16 protein-coding genes are annotated in these 18,755 nt (G+C 71.7%); 5 read left to right on the top strand and 11 right to left on the bottom strand.

Going from position 1 to position 18,755, the window contains the following annotated elements:
* Window position 1 precedes the first annotated feature (1 nt).
* The 5 genes from AC5WS8_RS06220 to AC5WS8_RS06200 all read right to left on the bottom strand — a co-directional run bounded on the left by AC5WS8_RS06220 (window position 2) and on the right by AC5WS8_RS06200 (window position 5,838).
* Window positions 2-895, bottom strand: coding sequence for a carbohydrate ABC transporter permease (locus AC5WS8_RS06220; protein ID WP_496102260.1), 894 nt, complete (start codon window positions 893-895; stop codon window positions 2-4).
* Window positions 896-897: 2 nt separating this feature from the next.
* Window positions 898-1,839: a carbohydrate ABC transporter permease gene (locus AC5WS8_RS06215; protein ID WP_496102259.1), complete on the bottom strand. Its 942-nt coding sequence runs from the start codon at window positions 1,837-1,839 to the stop codon at window positions 898-900.
* 2 nt (window positions 1,840-1,841) lie between these two features.
* Window positions 1,842-3,173 (bottom strand): ABC transporter substrate-binding protein, encoded by a 1,332-nt coding sequence (locus AC5WS8_RS06210; RefSeq protein WP_496102258.1) that lies wholly within the window; start codon window positions 3,171-3,173, stop codon window positions 1,842-1,844.
* 88 nt (window positions 3,174-3,261) lie between these two features.
* Window positions 3,262-4,473 carry an ROK family transcriptional regulator gene (locus AC5WS8_RS06205; RefSeq protein ID WP_496102257.1) on the bottom strand — a complete coding sequence of 404 codons (1,212 nt, stop codon included), beginning with the start codon at window positions 4,471-4,473 and terminating at the stop codon, window positions 3,262-3,264.
* Window positions 4,474-4,740: 267 nt separating this feature from the next.
* Entirely contained in the window at window positions 4,741-5,838 is a 1,098-nt protein-coding gene (locus AC5WS8_RS06200) for a mechanosensitive ion channel family protein (RefSeq protein ID WP_496102256.1), read from the bottom strand.
* 322 nt (window positions 5,839-6,160) lie between these two features.
* On the opposite strand from AC5WS8_RS06200, the gene AC5WS8_RS06195 reads away from it, so the two are divergent.
* Complete coding sequence (locus AC5WS8_RS06195; RefSeq protein ID WP_103845270.1) at window positions 6,161-6,697, top strand: HNH endonuclease; 537 nt, start codon at window positions 6,161-6,163, stop codon at window positions 6,695-6,697.
* 79 nt (window positions 6,698-6,776) lie between these two features.
* Here the strand turns inward: AC5WS8_RS06195 and AC5WS8_RS06190 are convergent, their stop codons facing one another.
* From AC5WS8_RS06190 to AC5WS8_RS06180, 3 genes are read right to left on the bottom strand one after another with little or no spacing between them, the layout of a single operon-like run.
* On the bottom strand, window positions 6,777-8,117 hold the full coding sequence (locus AC5WS8_RS06190; protein WP_496102255.1) for an FtsX-like permease family protein: 1,341 nt from the start codon (window positions 8,115-8,117) through the stop codon (window positions 6,777-6,779).
* Window positions 8,114-8,800 carry an ABC transporter ATP-binding protein gene (locus tag AC5WS8_RS06185; protein ID WP_496102254.1) on the bottom strand — a complete coding sequence of 229 codons (687 nt, stop codon included), beginning with the start codon at window positions 8,798-8,800 and terminating at the stop codon, window positions 8,114-8,116. Before AC5WS8_RS06185 ends, AC5WS8_RS06190 begins: the two co-directional genes overlap by 4 nt.
* Window positions 8,797-9,330 (bottom strand): PadR family transcriptional regulator, encoded by a 534-nt coding sequence (locus AC5WS8_RS06180; RefSeq protein WP_496102253.1) that lies wholly within the window; start codon window positions 9,328-9,330, stop codon window positions 8,797-8,799. The genes AC5WS8_RS06185 and AC5WS8_RS06180 overlap by 4 nt, the downstream gene beginning before the upstream one ends.
* A 234-nt stretch (window positions 9,331-9,564) precedes the next feature.
* On the opposite strand from AC5WS8_RS06180, the gene AC5WS8_RS06175 reads away from it, so the two are divergent.
* The 3 genes from AC5WS8_RS06175 (at window position 9,565) to AC5WS8_RS06165 (ending at window position 12,331) form a co-directional block, all read left to right on the top strand.
* The gene (locus AC5WS8_RS06175; protein ID WP_496102252.1) at window positions 9,565-9,804 is read left to right on the top strand and encodes a hypothetical protein; all 240 of its coding nucleotides are present in this window, start codon (window positions 9,565-9,567) and stop codon (window positions 9,802-9,804) included.
* Window positions 9,805-11,880 (top strand): 4-alpha-glucanotransferase, encoded by a 2,076-nt coding sequence (gene malQ / locus AC5WS8_RS06170; protein WP_496102251.1) that lies wholly within the window; start codon window positions 9,805-9,807, stop codon window positions 11,878-11,880.
* A 211-nt stretch (window positions 11,881-12,091) separates the two neighbouring features.
* Window positions 12,092-12,331 carry a hypothetical protein gene (locus tag AC5WS8_RS06165; RefSeq protein ID WP_496102250.1) on the top strand — a complete coding sequence of 80 codons (240 nt, stop codon included), beginning with the start codon at window positions 12,092-12,094 and terminating at the stop codon, window positions 12,329-12,331.
* A gap of 110 nt (window positions 12,332-12,441) precedes the next feature.
* Here AC5WS8_RS06165 and AC5WS8_RS06160 read toward each other — a convergent pair whose 3' ends face one another.
* Window positions 12,442-13,014 carry a TetR/AcrR family transcriptional regulator gene (locus tag AC5WS8_RS06160; protein ID WP_496102249.1) on the bottom strand — a complete coding sequence of 191 codons (573 nt, stop codon included), beginning with the start codon at window positions 13,012-13,014 and terminating at the stop codon, window positions 12,442-12,444.
* Window positions 13,015-13,128: 114 nt separating this feature from the next.
* On the opposite strand from AC5WS8_RS06160, the gene AC5WS8_RS06155 reads away from it, so the two are divergent.
* Window positions 13,129-14,604, top strand: a complete 1,476-nt coding sequence (locus AC5WS8_RS06155; RefSeq protein ID WP_496102248.1) for an FAD-dependent monooxygenase — start codon at window positions 13,129-13,131, stop codon at window positions 14,602-14,604.
* A 76-nt stretch (window positions 14,605-14,680) separates the two neighbouring features.
* Here the strand turns inward: AC5WS8_RS06155 and pepN are convergent, their stop codons facing one another.
* Window positions 14,681-17,296, bottom strand: a complete 2,616-nt coding sequence (pepN, locus tag AC5WS8_RS06150; protein ID WP_496102247.1) for an aminopeptidase N — start codon at window positions 17,294-17,296, stop codon at window positions 14,681-14,683.
* A 138-nt stretch (window positions 17,297-17,434) separates the two neighbouring features.
* A complete protein-coding gene (locus AC5WS8_RS06145) occupies window positions 17,435-18,451 on the bottom strand; it encodes an aspartate-semialdehyde dehydrogenase (protein WP_496102246.1) in 1,017 nt (338 codons plus the stop codon).
* Window positions 18,452-18,755: the final 304 nt, after the last annotated feature.

Raw genomic sequence — 18,755 nt, 5'->3', positions numbered from 1 at the left:
ACTAACCCTTCACTCCGGTGAGCGTGACGCCCTCGACGAACGCCCGTTGGGCGAAGAAGAACACGAGGATCACGGGGGCCATGACCAGCACGGTCGCGGCCATGGTCAGGTTCCAGTCGGTGTGGTGCGCACCCTTGAACGACTCCAGGCCGTAACTCAGCGTCCAGGCACCGGGATTCTCGGATGCGTAGATCTGCGGGCCGAAGTAGTCGTTCCAGGCGTAGAAGAACTGGAAGAGCGCGACGGCGGCGATCCCCGGCCGGGCCATGGGCAGCACGACCTTCAGCAGGGTCCGCAGGTCGCCGCAGCCGTCGACCTTCGCGGCGTCCAGGTACTCGTTCGGGATGGTCATCAGGAACTGACGCAGCAGGAAGACGGAGAACGCGTCGCCGAACGCCATCGGGATGATCAGTGGCCACAACGTGCCCGCCAGGCCCAGCTGCTTCGCCCAGAACAGGTACATCGGGATGATGATCACCTGCGGCGGCAGCATCATCATCGAGATCACCAGCATGAGGGACAGATTGCGTCCCCGGAAACGGAACTTGGCGAGCGCGTACGCCACCGGAACGGAGGACACGACGGTCAGGACGGTGCCGAGGCCGGCGTAGACCAGGGTGTTCCTCCACCAGGTGAGGAAGCCGGGGGTGGTGAGCACGCTCCTGTAGTTGCCCCACTCCCAGGTGTGCGGGACCAGGTCGCGGCTGAGCGCCTGGCTGTCGCTCATCAGCGAGGTCAGGAACACGAACACGAACGGCAGCGCGAAGAACAGGGCGGCGGCGACGCCGAGGGAGTGGACCGCGACCCATTCCAGGGCGGCCCTGCGGCGGGCGGTGCGCTGGGCCGGCGAGACGGGGACCCGCACCTGTACCGGCTGGTCGAGTACTTGGGTCATGGTCAGTCACCTGCCAGGTTGAGGCCGCCCCGGCGCCGCATCAGGAACGCGGTGAACACCATGGACAGGGAGAACAGCACGAGCGCGACCACGCAGGCGGAGCCGTAGTCGAAGCGCTGGAAGCCGAGGTTGTAGACGAGCTGGGGCAGGGTGAGCGTGGACTTCTCCGGGTAGCCCGGCTCGAACTGGGTTCCGGCGCCCTGGATGACACCGGAGGCGACCTTTCCGGCGATCAGGGGCTGTGTGTAGTACTGCATGGTCTGGATCACTCCGGTGACCACCGCGAACATCACGATCGGCGAGATGTTCGGCAGCGTCACGTACCGGAACCGCTGCCAGGCCGACGCGCCGTCCAGTTCGGCCGCCTCGTACTGCTCCTGCGGCACGTCCAGCAGCGCGGCCATGAAGATCACCATCAGGTCGCCGATGCCCCACAGGGCGAGCAGGGTGAGCGCGGGCTTGGACCAGGAGGGGTCGTTGAACCAGCCCGGCGCCCGGATGCCGATCTTCTCCAGGATCGAGTTGACCGGGCCCGTACCGGGGTTGAGGAGGAAGGCGAAGGACATGGTCGCGGCGACGGGCGGGGCGAGGTAGGGCAGGTAGAACAGGGTGCGGAAGACGCCCGTACCCGTCTTGATCTTCGTGATCAGCAGGCCGACGCCGAGCCCGAAGACGACCCGCAGGCTGACCATGACGACGACCAGCCACAGGGTGTTGCGCAGCGCGGGCCAGAAGTAGGGGTAGTCCTCGAAGACGTACGTCCAGTTCTTCGCTCCGCTCCAGGCCGGTGGCCGGAAGCCGTCGTAGTGCATGAACGAGAAGTAGACGGTCGAGACCAGCGGATACGCGAAGAAGACCGCGAAGCCGATCAGCCAGGGCGACATGAAGGCGGCCGTCCGAAGCGCCGCCCTGCGGCGCTTCGAGGCGAGGGTGATCGTGCTCATCGCTACTTCGCCTGCGCGATGTCCGTGTCGATCTGCCGGGCGGTCCTCCGGAGAGCGGCCTTCAGGTCGGTGACCTTTCCGCTCTCGTAGTCGTATCCGAGCTGCTGGATCGTCGTGAGGTACACGCCGCCGTTGACCGAGGCGGGCGTGGTGGTCGAGTTCGGGTCGGCGGCGATGTCCAGGAACGTCCTGAAGCGCGGGTCGTACTTCAGCTTCGGGGACTTCAGGGCCGCCAGCGTGGAGGGCACGTTGTGGATGGCGTTGGAGAAGTCCACCACCGCGTCGGTGTCGGTGGTCATGTACTTCACCAGCTCCCAGGCCGCGTTCTGCCTGGTGCTGGTGGCGGCGATGCCGGCGATCGTTCCGGTGATGTAGCCCTTGCCGTACTGGGCGGCCTGGTCGTCGGGGACGGGCAGCGGGGCGACCCCGATGTCGAAGTTCGGCTTGGCGGCCAGGGCCATGCCCAGGCGCCACTCGCCGTCGAGCTGCATGGCCACCTGGCCGGTGTGGAAGGGGTGCTTGGGGCCCCATTCGTCACCGAGCTTCGAGCGGTACCGCTCCAGCTTCTGATAGCCGCCCAGTTCGTCGACGAGCTTCTTCTGGAGCGTGAAACCCGCGGTGAACGCGGGGTCCCCGGCGAGGTTCGACGTGCCGTTCTTGTTGAAGTAGGTGGGGGAGAACTGCGCGAAGTAGTGCTCGGTCGTGGTCTCCCAGCCGTGGTAGTCGGGCATGAATCCGAGCTGCCGGTAACCGTCGCCGTCGGGGATGGTCAGCTTCTTGGCGTCGGTCTCGAACTCGGACCACGTCCTGGGCGGGGCCGTGATGCCCGCCTTCTTGAAGGCGGTCTTGTTGTAGTAGAGCCCGTACGCGTCACCCAGCAGCGGCACCGTGCAACGGTTGCCGTCGAATCGGGTGTACTCGTTCATCGCCTTCGGGAAGGTCGTGTCCGGGTCGATACCGGCCTTCTTGAAGAAGGGGTTCAGGTCGACGAGCGCCCCCGAGGAGCAGAACTTGCCGACGTTGTTCGTGGTGAAGGACGAGATGACGTCGGGGGCCTGGTCGCCGCCGGTGCGCAGCGCCTGGTTGATCTTGTCGTCGGTCATGTTGGCGACGACGTGGACATGGATGTTGGGGTGCGCCTTCTCGAAGCCGGCGACCAGCGCGTTCACGGCCTTGGTCTCGTTCGGCGCGCTCCAGGCGTGCCAGAAGGTGATGGTGGTCTCCTTCGAGGCGTCGTCACTCGCGCCGGAGGAGGACTGGCCGGTACAGGCGGTGGTGAGGAGGGCGATAGAAGCAGTCAGGGCAAAGGCGACTTTTCTCGCTGTTTCGGGCATGACGGGGTCTCCCTGGGCGGGCGGAGGTGTGGTTCGACCGGGACGGATGCTTGGGGCGCGGGTGGAACCGGGGTGGGGGCCCGGGGCTTCAGCGCGAGGTGTCGAAGACCTCGTCGCGGGTGGCGGCGAGGGCGCTCTCCAGCGCACCGCGCAGCACGGGGTGTTCGCGTACGTCGCCGACGACGAGGCGTGGCCGGGACGCGGCCAGCTCCTCCAGTTCGGCCTGGAGCAGGCCTCGCAGCGGCTCGCCCCCGGCGGTGAGGGAGGCGCCGCTGAGGACGACGAGTTCGGGGTCGAGCACGGCGACGAGCGAGGCCAGGCCGGTGGCGAGCCGGGTCGCGTACGCCTGCAGGAGCCGCCGGTGGGGGCCGGAGGCGCTGTCGGCGGCCCGGGCGACGAGGGTGGCGGCGACCTCGGCGTACGGGCCCGTGGGCAGGTCCTCGACGCCCAGTTCCCGGGCGAGCTTCGGGATCGTCTGGGAGCCGGCCAGCTCCTGGTAGCCGCCGCTGTTGGCCTTGGTGACCTGGCGGACCAGGGGGGCGCCGGGCACCGGCAGGAAGCCGACCTCGCCGGCGCCGCCGGTCCAGCCGCGGTGCAACCGGCCGCCGAGGACCAGGGCGGCGCCGAGACCGCCCTCGTTCCAGAGCAGCACGAAGTCGTCGTGGCCCCTGGCCGCGCCCAGGCGCTGCTCGGCGAGGGCGACGAGATTGACGTCGTTCTCGTACTCGACCGGCATCGGCAGGGCGGCGGCGAGTTCCTCCAGCAGCGTGGGGGAGTGCCAGCCGGGCAGGTGGGAGGCGTAGCGCAGGCGGCCGGTGTTGGGGTCGAAGGCGCCCGGGGTGCCGATGACGACCCGGTGGACGTCGGAGACGGCGAGCCCGGCGGCTTTCACGGCGCCGTCGAGGGCGTCGGTGACCTGGCGTACGGCGGGTTGCGCCGGGCGGCGGCCGGGGGTGGGCAGCTCGTACTCGCCGACCGTGCGGCCGGTGATGTCGGCGACGGCGGCGAGGATGCGCTCGGGGGTGACGTCGAGGCCGGCGACGTGGGCGGCGGCCGGGTTGACGACGTAGAGCTGGGCGCCGGGGCCCGGGCGGCCCTCGCTGGTGCCGGTCATCAGGACGAGTCCGGCGGCCTCGAGGCGGGCGAGCAACTGGGAGGCGGTGGGCTTCGACAGGCCGGTGAGCTTGCCGATGCGGGTGCGGGTGAGCGGGCCGTGCTCCAGGAGCAGGTGCAGGGCGGCGCGGTCGTTCATGGCGCGCAGAACGCTCGGTGTGCCCGGCGTGCCGGCGGATCCTGCCATGCGTGTCGCCACCTGCCTTTCGACGGCCCAGCTTCGCAGCCGGGGCGCGGGGAAGTCCACCGACTGATCGCTCGACCCGCGATCTGTTAGGAAGGTTTCCTATCGATGGCAGGAAGGTAGGCCCGTGCCCACGTGGGCGTCAATACCGGCCACCGGCGGGCAACCGACTCGTTACCGGCGTCAGCCCTCCGGGAACGGGACGGTGTCCAGGGTGGGGGGCGGCGCCCGACACCCGGACGCCGCCTCCTCGTACGACCGCGGAACCCGCTACTTCGCTGCCGGACGCGGCGGCGAGACGGGGGACGCCGCCGCCGACTGCGGGGAGTCCGGGTTGGGGTGGGTCGAGGGGGGTGCCACCGGGGCCGCGAGGCCGGCTGGTTGCTCCTGCTGCGTGAGGGTGGTGGGCTGGCCGCCCACGATGCGGATGCCCGCCTGGTCGAAGGCCTGCTTGACGCGCCAGCGCAGCTCCCGCTCCACCGCCCGGGCCTTGCCCGGCATGGTCTTCGCCGAGAGGCGGACCACCATGGAGTCGATCAGCACGCTGTCCAGTCCGAGCACCTCGACCGGGCCCCAGAGGATCTCGTTCCAGGGCTCCTCCTTGCTCATCCGCTCGGCCGCCGCGTCCAGGACCGCCTTCACCCGGTCCAGGTTCTCGCTCGAGCGGACGGTGACGTCCACCCCGGCCGTCGCCCAGCCCTGCGAGAGGTTGCCGATGCGCTTGACCTCGCCGTTGCGGACGTACCAGATCTCGCCGTCGGCACCGCGCAGCTTCGTCACGCGCAGGCCCACCTCTATCACCTCGCCGGAGGCCACCCCCGCGTCGATGGTGTCGCCGACGCCGTACTGGTCCTCCAGGATCATGAAGACGCCGGAGAGGAAGTCCGTGACCAGGTTGCGGGCACCGAAACCGACCGCCACGCCGGCGACACCCGCCGAGGCCAGCAGCGGGGCCAGGTCGATCTGGAAGGTCGACAGCACCATCAGTGCCGCGGTGCCCATGATCAGGAAGCTCGCCGCCGAACGCAGCACCGATCCGATCGCCGCCGCACGCTGCCGGCGCCGCTCGGCGTTGACCAGCAGGCCGCCCAGTGCCATGCCGTTCGTCGACTCGGTGGTGCGGTTCATGCGGTCGATGAGCTGGGTGATCGCACGCCGTACCACCACTCTCAGCACCGCCGCGATCACCAGGATCAGGATGACCCTGAGGCCGATCGCGAGCCACGTGGACCAGTTCTTCTCGACCCAGCTCGCGGCGTGGTTCGCGCTCTCCTGGGCGTCCTGGAACGTGGGAACCGCCGGAGCCGTCGACTTCTTGGGGGACGGAGCCGGTGAGGCGCCGGCGGCCAGCAGGGCGGGCAGGGACACGTCGGGTTACCTCCTGTGCGTCCGCCTCCGGTGGAGCGGTCAAGGTCGTCGAGGTCACAGAAAGGTCACCGGACGGCAGAGGCACCACACTAACGGGGCATCGTGTGGGGATCATGGCGATGTTCCGTGGAGAGACCGTGTCACCTGGGGGTTCACCAGGTGAAGCAGGGGGGCGCGCGGCGGGCGGCGCACCGGGTGTGGTCGAAAACACTCCCAGCCCGTTACCGGGACATGGTGGCGCTTCCACCAGCCATGAGGGGAGACTGGCTCTCAGATCGTCCCGGCGCGAGCCACGCGCCGCCGGCGTACAAGGAGGGCATCCGTGCCGCACGTCCTGGTCCTCAACGCGTCGTACGAGCCGCTCGGCGTCGTACCGCTCCGCCGCGCGCTCATCCTCGTCCTCGAGAACAAGGCTGTCTGCCTCGAGGAGTCCGGCGCCTACATGCACAGCGCGACCGTCACTGTCCCCGCACCCAGCGTGGTCCGGCTCAAGCGATTCGTACGGGTTCCCTACCGGGGGCCCGTTCCTCTCACCCGTCGCGCGCTCTTCGCCCGCGACGGCGGCCGGTGCATGTACTGCGGTGGCGTCGCAACCAGCGTCGACCACGTCATCCCGCGCAGCCGCGGTGGTCAGCACGTCTGGGACAACGTGGTGGCCTCGTGCCGCCGTTGCAACCACGTCAAGGCCGACCGCCACCTCGTCGAGCTGGGCTGGCGGCTGCGCCACAAACCCGCCCCGCCGACCGGCCTGGCCTGGCGCATCATCGGCACCGGCCATAGGGACCCGCGCTGGCTGCCATACCTGCAGCCGTACGGCGCGGACGACGCCTTGGCCCGGATCGACGGCATCTCAGCCTGACGATCCGGGCCTTCGTGTTCCCCGAGGCGGCCGCTCGGGGCCCGGTTCCGGGAGTCCTCTGCGCCCCCGGGGCCGGCCGTCAGGCCTGCCGCAGTTCGCCCGGGTGCACCGAGCGGCGCAGCAGGGGCAGTGATGTCGCGGCCGACAGGAGGCACGCCGCGTAGACCGCCACCGGTACCAGCAGCGACGGCAGCGGGACGGACGCGCCCGACCCCGACACCAGTGCCGCGTACCAGGCGCCGATCGCCATGCCGCCCGCACCCGCGAGGACCACCGCCGGGGCCAGCGGCAGCGCGGTCTCCAGGAGCAGCGCTCGCGCCAGCACGGAGGCCGGCACTCCGGCGCCCACCTGTGCGGCCAGGCCCCGGCGCCGGGTGGCCACGGACTCGGCGGTGCCCACGGCCAGTGCGGACAGCGTGATCGCGAGGGCGACCAGCACGGCGGCACCCGTCAGGTCGATACCGGTGGTGTAGAAGGACAGGTCCTCGGCCGGGGTGATGTGGTGCAGGCTGTTCAAGAGCACCTGGCGCACGCCCACGAACCCGGTGCCCACGACGGTGACCAGCAGCACCGCCGCATGCGTACGGGCCGCGGCCCACGGGTCGTCGCGCAGCCGTTCCGCCGCGATCAGCACCGCCGGGCTACCGGTCCGCTCCGCCAGCAGCCGGCCCGTGCGCCGCGCGGTGGCGCCGCTGAGCCAGACGGCGCCCATACCGGTGAGCACCACCACGGCGAACACCAGTCCGGGAGCCGTGGCGAACCCGCCGGACTCGCCCGGTACCAGGAGCAGCCCCGCCACCAGCAGCACCACCAGCGCCGCCACCAGGTACGCCACGACCGGCCCCCGTGACGCGGGCGGGCGCACCCGCCGTACCCGGCCCAGCGGTTCGGCGACCACACGGCGCAGCGCGACCACGCTCACCAGCACACCCAGCACCGGCACGGCCGTCGCGACCACCAAGAACGCCGCCCAGACCACGGCCGGGGTCCCCCGCCACAGGCGCAGCAGGAGGAGGACGGAGAACAGCGTGGCCAGAGCCGAGCCCGCCACGCAGGCCGGTCCTGTCTCCAGGGCGGCGATCCGGCGCACCCGGTCCGGTTCGGCCCCCGCCAGCCGCAGTGCGGCCAGCCGCCGGTCGCGGTGCACGGCCCCGATGCGGGCGCACTGCCCGAGGAAGCCCAGCACCGGCACGAGCAGCAGGAGCAGCGTGAACACGATGCCCCTGCGCTCGCCGGGGCCGTTCAGCAGTCCGCTCGCGAGCGGGATCCGGTGGTACCCGCGCAGCGCGGCGACCGCGACGGCGGCCAGCGCGAAGGCGGTGGCGAGCCCGGCTCCCGCCGCGGTGAGCAGCACCCGCCGCCATTCCCGCCGGTCGGACCCACGGGTCAGCAGCCAGGCCAGTCGGAGGTCCACGCTCAACGCGCCACCTCCGCGGACTGCCCCTCGAAGGCCCCGTCCCGCAGGGTCGCCTCCCGGTCCGCGTACGCCGCGACCTGCGCGTCGTGCGTGATCAGCAGCACCGCCGTGCCCGACTCGCGGGCCGTGTGCACCAGGGCGGTCATCACCTGCTCCGCGGCCAGGGAGTCCAGCGCACCGGTCGGCTCGTCCGCGAAGACCACCTTCGGTGCGGTCACCAGTGCCCGTGCCAGCGCCACCCGCTGCGCCTGGCCTCCGCTCAACTCCCCCGGACGCAGCGCCTCCTGCGCCAGTACACCGAACCGCTCCAGCCACGCGCCGGCCCGCTCGCGCGCCGTGTGCCGGGGTGTGCCCGCGAGCAGCAGCGGCAGCGCCACGTTGTCGGCCGCGGTGAGCTCCGGGATCAGCTGCCCGAACTGGAACACCACCCCGAACTCCGTCCGCCGGAGCAGGCTCAGCCGTGCCTCCGGCAGCGTGTCGAGGCGCTCACCGGCGTACTCCACCGTGCCGGAGTCCGGGCGGACGATCCCCGCCAGGCAGTGCAGCAGCGTGGACTTTCCGCTGCCGCTGGCCCCGGTCACGGCGAGGATCTCGCCGGGGCGCAGCGCGAGGGAGGCGCCGCGCAGCGCCGGGGTGGGGCCGTGGGCCTTGTGCAGGCGGCGGCCCGTGAGGAGGGGGGTGCTCATGGTGAGTCGACCTCCGCGGTCAGAGTCGTGAGCCGGGCCGCCGTGGTGGTCATCCAGCGGAGGTCGGCGTCCAGGTGGTTGAGGGCGTAGTCGGCCGAGAGCACCGTCGCGAGAGAGGCGCCGGGGGCGGTCTTCACAGCCGTCAGTTCGCGCATCCGAGCCATGTGCGCGCCGCGCTGCGCCGCCAGGTAGGCGGCAGGGTCCGCCGACGCGAGGATGCAGACCACCACCTTGGCGAAGATCTCGTTCGCCACGAACGGTGCGGGTGGTGTGGTCTCCCCGGCCCAGCGGACCAGCTCGCGCGAGCCGGCGTCGGTCGAGCGGTACAGCGTGCGCTCCGGGCCGCCGTCGGAGTCGGTGCCTTCCACTTCGGCCAGGCCGTCGCGGACCAGGCGCTGCAGGGTCGTGTAGACCTGCCCGTAGGCCAGGGGCCGCGCCTGGGGGAACCGCTCGTCGTGCCGCCGCTTGAGGTCGTAGCCATGGCTCGGTCCCGCGGCGAGCAGCCCCAGGAGGATGTGGCGGGTGCTCATGGAGATCAGTATGCACTCGCTACATGTACTGAGTGAATAGCGAGCCGGGGGTGCGCCGGGAAATCTGCGGGAAGTCCGGAAGCTCCTCGGGGCGGTGGCGTGCCGCGGGGCGCCGCACCTGGATATGGTCTGTGAGCAACCCCACCTTGTTCACCCTCGTACGTCTGCGCACGCGCCCATTGGGTAGGCCTGCACTCACCCGCAGAACGTCGCACGACGACAAGGAGGCCCCCTGTGGCCGCACCGGCACACCATCCGCTCCCGACCCTGTCCAAACGCCATGCGGAACCCTGCGCCGCCCCCCGGACCCCGATCGGCGTCCTCAGCGCGGAGGGCGCCCGCACCCAGGTGCCCCTGACGAGTGAGCCGCCGCTGCCCGACGCCGAGCCCCTCACCAGCGAACCCCCGCTCGCCGACGTCGCCCCCCTGACCAGCGAGCCCCTGGCCGCCGGGCCGGACCCCATGGGGTACTAGATGGCACCGGCGGTCCCCGCGCGCGACGACACGCCCCTCGCCCGGCTCGCCGCGCTGCACGGCGTCGCCACCTCCTACCGCCCCTCGCCGGACCGTACGGTCACGGCCTCGGACACCGCGGTCACCGCCGCCCTCGCCGCGCTCGGCGTGGACGCGGGTACCCCGGACGCCCGATGCCAGGCCCTGGCCGCCCGTGAAACGGAGCTGCGGGAGCGGCTGCTGCCCCCGACCGTGGTCGGCTGGGGCGGTGAGCCGCCCGCCGCGCTCACCACCCTCCCGGACGGCACCCGGGTGCGCGTCGAGACCGAGCAGGGCGAGACACGCCCCTCTGCGGAAGGCCTCCCGCCCGGGGTTCACACCCTGTACATCGCCACCCCCGACGGCCGCACGGCCGAAGCCCACCTCGTCGCCGCCCCCACCCGGCTGCCCGAGCCGCCGGGGCGCTCGTACGGACTGCTCGTCCAGCTCTACTCCCTGCTCTCCCGCCGCTCCTGGGGCATGGGCGACCTCGGCGACCTGGCCGAGCTGACCGCCTGGGCCGGGCGCGCGCTCGGCGCGGGGTTCGTGCAGGTCAACCCGTTGCACGCGGCCGTACCCGGCGCTCCCGCCGACCCGTCTCCCTACCGCCCCTCCTCCCGCCGCTATCCGGACCCCGTGCATCTGCGCGTGGAGGACATCCCCGAGTTCCCGTACACCGAGGACCGCTCCCGCATCCGTACGCTGCTGGAGCGTGCCGCGCGGCTGCGTGCGTCCGTGCTCGACAAGGGCGAGCTGATCGACCGCGACGCCGTGTGGGAGCTCAAGCGCGAGGCGCTGCAACTCGTGCACACCGTCCCGCTCGGGCCCGGACGGCGCGCCGCCTACGCCGACTTCCTCGCCGAGCAGGGCCAGGAGCTGGAGGACCACGCCACCTGGTACGCGCTCGCCGAGCTCTACGGCTCCGACTGGCACACCTGGCCCACCCCGCTGCGCGACCCCCGCTCGGCCGCGACCGGCCGCGCCCGCGCCGAGCTGATGGACCGCGTCGACTTCCACAGCCGGCTCGCCTGGCTCACCGACGCCCAGCTCGCCACCGCCCAGCGCACCGCGCGCGACGCCGGAATGCCGATCGGGCTGATCCACGACCTCGCGGTCGGCGTGCACCCGGGCGGCGCCGACGCCTGGGCCCAGCAGGAGTACCTGGCGTCCGGGATGTCGGTGGGCGCCCCACCGGACGCCTTCAACCCCCGCGGCCAGGACTGGGGCCTGCCGCCCTGGCGGCCCGACCGGCTGGCCGCCTCCGGGTACGCCCCCTACCGCCGGTTGCTGCGCGCCCTGCTGCGGCACGCCGGTGCCCTGCGCATCGACCACGTCATGGGCCTGTTCCGGCTGTGGTGGGTGCCGCAGGGGCAGCCGCCCACAGAAGGCACCTACGTCCGCTACGACGCCGAGGCCATGCTCGCCGTCCTCGTCCTGGAGGCCTCGCGCGCCGGGGCCCTGGTCATCGGCGAGGACCTCGGGACCGTGGAGCCCGGGGTGCGCGAGGCGCTGCACGAGCGCGGGGTGCTCGGTACGTCCGTCCTGTGGTTCGAACGGGACTGGGAGGGCGACGGCCGGCCGCTGCCGCCCGAACGCTGGCGCGCCGACTGCCTGGCCACCGCCACCACCCACGACCTGCCGCCCACCGCCGCCCGGCTCAGCGGAGAGCACGTGGAACTCCGCGACCGGCTCGGCCTGCTCACCCGCCCCCTGGCCGAGGAACGCGCCGAAGCCGCCGCCGAGACCGGCCAGTGGCTCGCCCTGCTGTCCCGGCTCGGACTGCTCGAAGGGCTCACCGGCGCGAACTCGGCGGTGTCGCAGGAGCGGGAGATCCAGGCCGTGTACCGCTTCCTGCTGCGCACCCCCGCCCGGCTGGTCGGCGTCTGGCTGCCCGACGCGGTGGGCGACCGCCGCCCGCAGAACCTGCCGGGCACCTGGGACCAGTACCCGAACTGGCGCCTGCCGATCGCGGACGCGGAAGGGCGCCCGGTGACGCTGGAGGATCTGGCGGCCTCGCCGCGGCTGTACGCGCTGACGGACGTGGCGCGGGGCGGGTAGGCGCGGGTAGGACGCTCCCGCGCCCGGCCCCGGTGGGGCAACCCCGGCGGTTCGGGCCGGGTGCGTCGGCGGCCGGGTGGGGGGATCGGCGGCCGGGTGGGCACCCCAGCGGTTCGGGCCGGGTGCGTCGGCGGCCGGGTGGGGGCGGACCGGGGGCCAGGAAGGGCACCCCGGGCGCGCGCGCCGTTCGGGCGTTCGCTACTTTTGCAGGGTGGACAAGAAGAACGCCCTGCGCGCCGGCGCCCTGGCCGCCGGTACGACGCTGATGATGCTGCTCATGTCGTCCCCCGCGCTCGCGCTGACGCGCGACGACGGCGACGACCCCGGCAAGGGCCTGAGCGTCGCGGAGACGCTGGGGCTGTTCGTGGCGGCGCCGATCGTGTTGTTCCTGGTGATCGCGGGCCTGGTCGTGGTGACCGACAAGACCCGCAAGCGGGCCGAGCAGGGCTGACGCCGGCACTTCTCACACGTTTCCCCGAGGGAGTCCGCGCACCGGATGGGTGCGCGGACTCCCTCGGCGCGTTCGTACCGGGCTTTTGGTGCCGGACGCCGGTGCCGGGGTCACGGGTGCGGAGCGGTGAGGTAGCGCCGCAGGGTGGGAGCCAGCCAGGCCACCACCTCCTCGCGGGCCAGGGCGACGGCCGGCGGGATCTTCAGGACGTAGCGGGCGAACGCCATCCCGATGATCTGTGAGGAGACGAGCACGGCCCGGGCGGGCGCCTGCTCGGGGTCGGGGCAGGTCTGGCGCGCCACCGGCAGCAACTGGTCCCGGAAGATCGTCTGGAGCCGCCGGGACCCTGCCGGGTTGGTGACGCCGACGCGCAGCAGTGCGGTGAGGGCGTCGTGGTTCTCCTCCCAGAGGGTGAGGAAGTGGTTCACCAGCACCTCGCCCACGTCGTGGCGGGGCACTCCCCGGAGGTCGGGCAGCTGCAGATCGACGTCGAGGACCGCGTCGAACAGGCCCTCCTTGGAGCCGTAGTAGCGCATCACCATGGACGGGTCGATCCGTGCGTCCTTGGCGACGGCACGAATGGTGGTGCGCTCGTAGCCGTCGGAGGCGAAGCGCTCCCGAGCGGCGGCGAGGATGGCGCCGCGAGTGGCGTCGGAGCGGCGGGGTGGGGGCTTTTCGGACATGCCAACAAACGTAGGCCAACAACTGTTGACCGTCCAGTGGAAGTCAACGTACGTTGGCACACGAACGTTGGCCTACAGGTGTTGGCCAACAGATGTTGGCAGCAGGAGGCAGCCATGACAGAGACGCCCCGCACCACCGCTCCCGGCGACGGCACCGCCCCCACCGGCGTCCTCGTCGTCGGCTCCGGCCCCACCGGTCTGCTCCTCGCCGGTGACCTCGCCACCGCCGGCGTCCCCGTCACCCTCGTCGAGAAGCGCCCCCACAAGATCAGCAACCTCTCCCGCGCCTTCGTCCTGCACGCCCGCACCCTGGAGCAACTCGACGCCCGCGGTCTGAGCGACGACCTGGAGGCCAAGGGGCAGCCGCTCTCCGGCATCCGCCTCTTCGGCGGGCTCTCCATCCGGCTCGACACCCTCCCCTCCCGCTTCCGCCATGTGCTGGTCCTGCCCCAGTACGAGGTCGAGAAGGCGCTGGAGCGGCGCGCGGTCGACGCCGGGGTGCGCTTCCTGCACGAGACGGAGGTCACCGGCGTCAGCCAGGACGCCGACGGTGTGACGCTGCATGTGCGCCGCCCTGACGGCGAGCCCGGCGAGCTGCGCGCCGCCTACGCCGTGGGTGCCGACGGCCTCCACAGCGCCGTGCGCACCTCGATCGGCCTGACCTTCCCCGGGAAGTCGGTCATCCGTTCCGTCGTCCTCGCCGACGTCCTCCTCGACGAGCAGCCCGAGCGGACGCTGACCGCGAACGCCGTCGGTGACGCCTTCGCCTTCATCGCGCCCTTCGGCGACGGCTACCACCGGGTCATCGCCTGGCAGCGCGGCCGCGACGTCCCCGACAGCGCCCCGCTGGACCTCGACGAGGTCCGTGAGACCGTCCGACTCGCGCTCGGCCGCGACTACGGCATGCGCGAGGCGCGCTGGATGTCCCGCTTCCACAGCGACGAGCGGCAGGCGCCCGCCTACCGCGTCGGCCGTGTCTTCCTCGCCGGGGACGCCGCACATGTGCACACCCCGGCCGGCGGGCAGGGCATGAACACCGGTCTCCAGGACGCCGCGAACCTCTCCTGGAAACTCGCCGCAGTCCTGCGCGGCCACGCCGATGCCGCCCTCCTGGACACCTACCAGTCCGAGCGGCACCCCGTCGGCAGGGCGGTGCTGCGCAGCAGCGGCGGCATCGTGCGTCTCGCCATGGCCAAGCGTCCCTGGACCCTGGCGCTGCGCACCGCGCTCGCCACCGCCGTCACCCGCGTCGGCCCCCTTCGGCGGCGGGTGACGGGCCAGGTCACCGGCATCGGCTACGCCTACGCCGCTCCCCGCGGCGCCCACCCGCTGACCGGCAGGCGCATCCCGGACGTGGCGCTCACCGGCGGCCGGCTCCACGAGGCCCTGCGCGGCGGCCGGTTCGTGCTGATCACCCCCGGCCCCTGGGACGCGGACGGCCGCAAGGACCGGCTGGCCGTGGAGCAATGGGCGAGCGGACGGCGCACGACCGTGCTGGTACGGCCCGACGGCTATGTCGCCTGGGCTGCCGAGGCGCCCGACGCCGCGCAGATCCAGGCGGCCCTGCTCGCCTGGACGGGCCGGGGATGACCCCACCGGACAAGGCCAGTGGGAGAACCGGAGGAAGGGGTGTCCGGCACGTGCCGGACATCCCTCCCGCGTGCGGTCAGGCCGCGGCCGCGTCCGCCGCCTGCGCCTTCAGCGCCCGTTCCACGCCCGCGCGCGCCTCCGAGACCAGGCGCCGCAGCGCCGGGGGCGGCTCGGCGGAGGCCAGCCAGGTGTCGGTCTTCGCCAGCGTGTCCTCGGACACCTGGATCGACGGGTAGAGACCCACCACGATCTGCTGGGCCATCTCGTGCGAGCGGGAGTCCCAGATGTCCCTGACCACCTCGAAGTACTTCTCCGCGTACGGGGCGAGCAGCTCCCGCTGGTCGGTCTGGACGAAGCCCGCGATCACCGCCTCCTGCACGGCGTTCGGCAGCTTGTCGGACTCCACGACCGACGCCCAGGCCTCCGCCTTGGCCTCCGCGGTCGGGCGGGCGGCCCGGGCGGTGGCCGCGTGCCGCTCACCGGCCGCCGTCCTGTCGCCCTCCAGCTCGCCCGCGATCTCCGCCTCGTCGAAGCGGCCCACCGCCGCGAGCCGCTCCACGAACGCCCAGCGCAGCTCGGTGTCCACGACCAGGCCCTCCACCGACTGCGAACCGTCGAGCAGCGCCTCCAGCAGGTCCAGCTGCTCCGGGGTCCGGGCGGTCGCCGCGAAGGCACGCGCCCACGCCAGCTGGTGGTCGCTCCCCGGCTCTGCGGAGCGCAGATGGGCGAGGGTCGCATCCGTCCACCGGGTCAGCAGCGCCTCGCGTGCGGACGGGTCGGCGTACAGGTCGACCGCCAGCTTCACCTGGCGGTGCAGCGACTGCACGACACCGATGTCGGACTCCTTGGCGATACCGGACAGGACGAGCGAGAGGTAGTCGCGGGTCGCCAGCTCCGCGTCCCGGGTCATGTCCCAGGCCGACGCCCAGCACAGGGCGCGCGGCAGCGAGGACTCGAAGTCGCCCAGGTGCGCGGTGACGAAGGCCAGCGACGTCTCGTCCAGGCGGACCTTGGCGTAGGACAGGTCGTCGTCGTTGAGCAGGACCACGTCCGGGCGGCGCCGACCGGTCAGCTGCGGCACGGCGGTCAGCTCGCCGTCGACGTCCACCTCGATCCGGCCGTCCTCCTCGCGCAGCAGCTTGCCGCTGTCACCGTCGAGGCCGTACAGGCCGATGGCGATACGGTGCGGACGCAGCGTCGGCTCGCCCTTGGCGCCGACGGGCAGCGCGGGGGCCTCCTGGCGGATCGCGAAGGACGTGATGACCCCGTCCCCGTCCGTCTCGATCTCGGGCCGCAGGATGTTGATCCCCGCGGTCTGAAGCCACTTCTTCGACCATGTCTTCAGATCGCGCCCGGAGGTCTCCTCCAGGGCGCCCAGCAGGTCGGACAGGCGGGTGTTGCCGTAGGCGTGCTGCTTGAAGTACGCCTGCACCCCGCGGAAGAACTCGTCCATGCCGACATACGCGACGAGCTGCTTGAGGACGCTCGCGCCCTTGGCGTACGTGATGCCGTCGAAGTTGACCAGGACGTCGTCCAGGTCGTGGATCTCGGCCATGATCGGGTGCGTGGAGGGCAGCTGGTCCTGCCGGTACGCCCACGTCTTCATCTGGTTGGCGAACGTGGTCCAGGAGTGCGGCCACTTCGACTCGGGGTGCAGCGCCTGGCAGGCGGCCTCGGCATAGGTGGCGAACGACTCGTTCAGCCACAGGTCGTTCCACCACTCCATGGTCACCAGGTCGCCGAACCACATGTGGGCCAGCTCGTGCAGGATCGTGGCGGCCCGGGCCTCGTACGCCGCGTCCGTCACCTTGGAGCGGAACACGTACTGGTCGCGCAGGGTGACAGCGCCCGCGTTCTCCATCGCGCCCGCGTTGAACTCCGGCACGAAGAGCTGGTCGTACTTCCTGAACGGGTACGCGTAGTCGAACTTCTCCTGGAACCACTCGAAGCCCTGCCGGGTCACCTCGAAGATCGCGTCGGAGTCGAGGTACTCGGCGAGGGAGGGCCTGCAGTAGATGCCGAGCGGGATGCTCTGGCCGTCCTTCTCGTACACGCTGTGCACGGAGTGGTACGGGCCGACGATCAGCGCCGTGACGTACGTCGAGATCCGCGGCGTCGGCTCGAAGATCCAGACGTCGTCCTTGGGCTCGGGGGTGGGCGAGTTGGACACGACGGTCCAGCCGCTCGGCGCCTTCACGGTGAACTGGAAGGTGGCCTTCAGGTCCGGCTGCTCGAAGGAGGCGAACACCCGCCGGGCGTCGGGCACCTCGAACTGGGTGTAGAGGTAGGCCTGGTCGTCGACCGGGTCGACGAAGCGGTGCAGGCCCTCGCCGGTGTTGGTGTAGGCGCAGTCGGCGACGACACGCAGGATGTTGGGGCCCTCCAGCAGGCCGGGCAGGGCGATCCGCGAGTCCTTGAAGACCTCGGCGGGGTCGAGGGGGTCACCGTTGAGGGTGATCTCGTGGACGGTCGGGGCCACCAGGTCGATGAAGGACTCCGCGCCTCCCCCGGTCTCGGCTTCGCCCGACCGGGGGGTGACCCCACCGGCTACGTCGAAGCGCACCGTGGTCACGGACCGGTAGGTGCCGCCCTCCTGCGCGCCGGAGAGGTCGAGATCGATCTCGTACGAGTCAACGGTGAGCAGCTTCGCCCGCTGCTGCGCCTCTTCGCGAGTCAGGTTTGTGCCAGGCACGCGGTCATCTCCTCGTGATGGGTCGGTTCCGTCATCCTTCCACGTCACCGCCACGTTCGGCGATGATCAGGGCCTACAGCAAGGGGCGCGCACCGGCAGCGGTGCGCGCCCCCTGAACCTGAGGGTTTTCCCTATTCGCTATGCGCTCAGCTCGGCCGCCACCAGCTCCGCGATCTGCACGGCGTTGAGCGCCGCGCCCTTGCGGAGGTTGTCGTTGGAGACGAACAGGGCCAGACCGTTCTCCACCGTCTCGTCACGGCGGATGCGGCCCACGTACGACGGGTCCTTGCCGGCCGCCTGCAGCGGGGTGGGGATGTCGGAGAGGGCCACCCCCGGCGCGCCGGCCAGCAGCTCCGTGGCGCGCTCCACGGGCAGCGGACGCGCGAAGCGGGCGTTGACCTGGAGGGAGTGCCCGGAGAAGACCGGGACGCGGACGCAGGTGCCGGAGACCTTCAGACCGGGGATCTCCAGGATCTTGCGGGACTCGTTGCGGAGCTTCTGCTCCTCGTCGGTCTCGTTCAGTCCGTCGTCGACGAGGTTGCCCGCGAGGGGAACGACGTTGAAGGCGATCGGGCGCTTGTAGACCTGCGGCTCGGGGAAGTCGACCGCCTCGCCGTCGTGGGTCAGCCGGTCGGCCTCCGCGACCACCTTCTGCGCCTGGCCGTGCAGCTCCGCCACGCCCGCCAGCCCCGAACCGGACACCGCCTGGTAGGTGGCGACGACCAGTGCCTCCAGGCCCGCCTCCTCGTGCAGCGGCTTGAGCACCGGCATGGCGGCCATCGTCGTGCAGTTCGGGTTGGCGATGATGCCCTTGGGGCGGTTCACGACCGCGTGCGGGTTCACCTCGGAGACGACCAGCGGTACGTCCGGGTCCTTGCGCCAGGCGGAGGAGTTGTCGATCACGACGGCACCCTGCGAGGCGACCTTCTCGGCCAGCGCCCTGGAGGTCGCGCCGCCCGCCGAGAACAGCACGATGTCCAGGCCCGTGTAGTCGGCCGTCGCCGTGTCCTCCACGGTCACGCCGTCGAGGATCGTCCCCGCCGAACGGGCCGAGGCGAACAGGCGCAGCTCGGTGACCGGGAAGTCGCGCTCCGCGAGGATCCTGCGCATGACCGTGCCGACCTGACCGGTCGCTCCGACGATTCCGACCCTCACGGCGACTCCCTCTCGTGATCTTTACGTGCCTGTTGCCCGATCGAGGCTTTTCCATCATGCGGCCGACCCCGGCCCGCCTGTCCAATCCTTTGTACGGTGTGCCCGAGGAATGGGACGCGACGACGCGGCCGCCGATTGCGGAACTGCGGCGTCCACCCCGCTGAGCTGCAGAAATTCAGCCGCCAGACGTTCCGCACCGCAAGCTGTGCTGCCCCGCACCTGCCCCGCCCCCTTCCGGCGCACACGGCGGTGTGATGTACGCCCCATCGGCCCGGCGGACGAAGAAGGGGGGGGGCGCCCCCGA

The organism is Streptomyces sp. PTL18 (genome assembly GCF_059510295.1).
The sequence above is the reverse complement of the archived record's forward strand: the minus strand, read 5'-3'. Positions and strand labels throughout refer to the sequence as shown.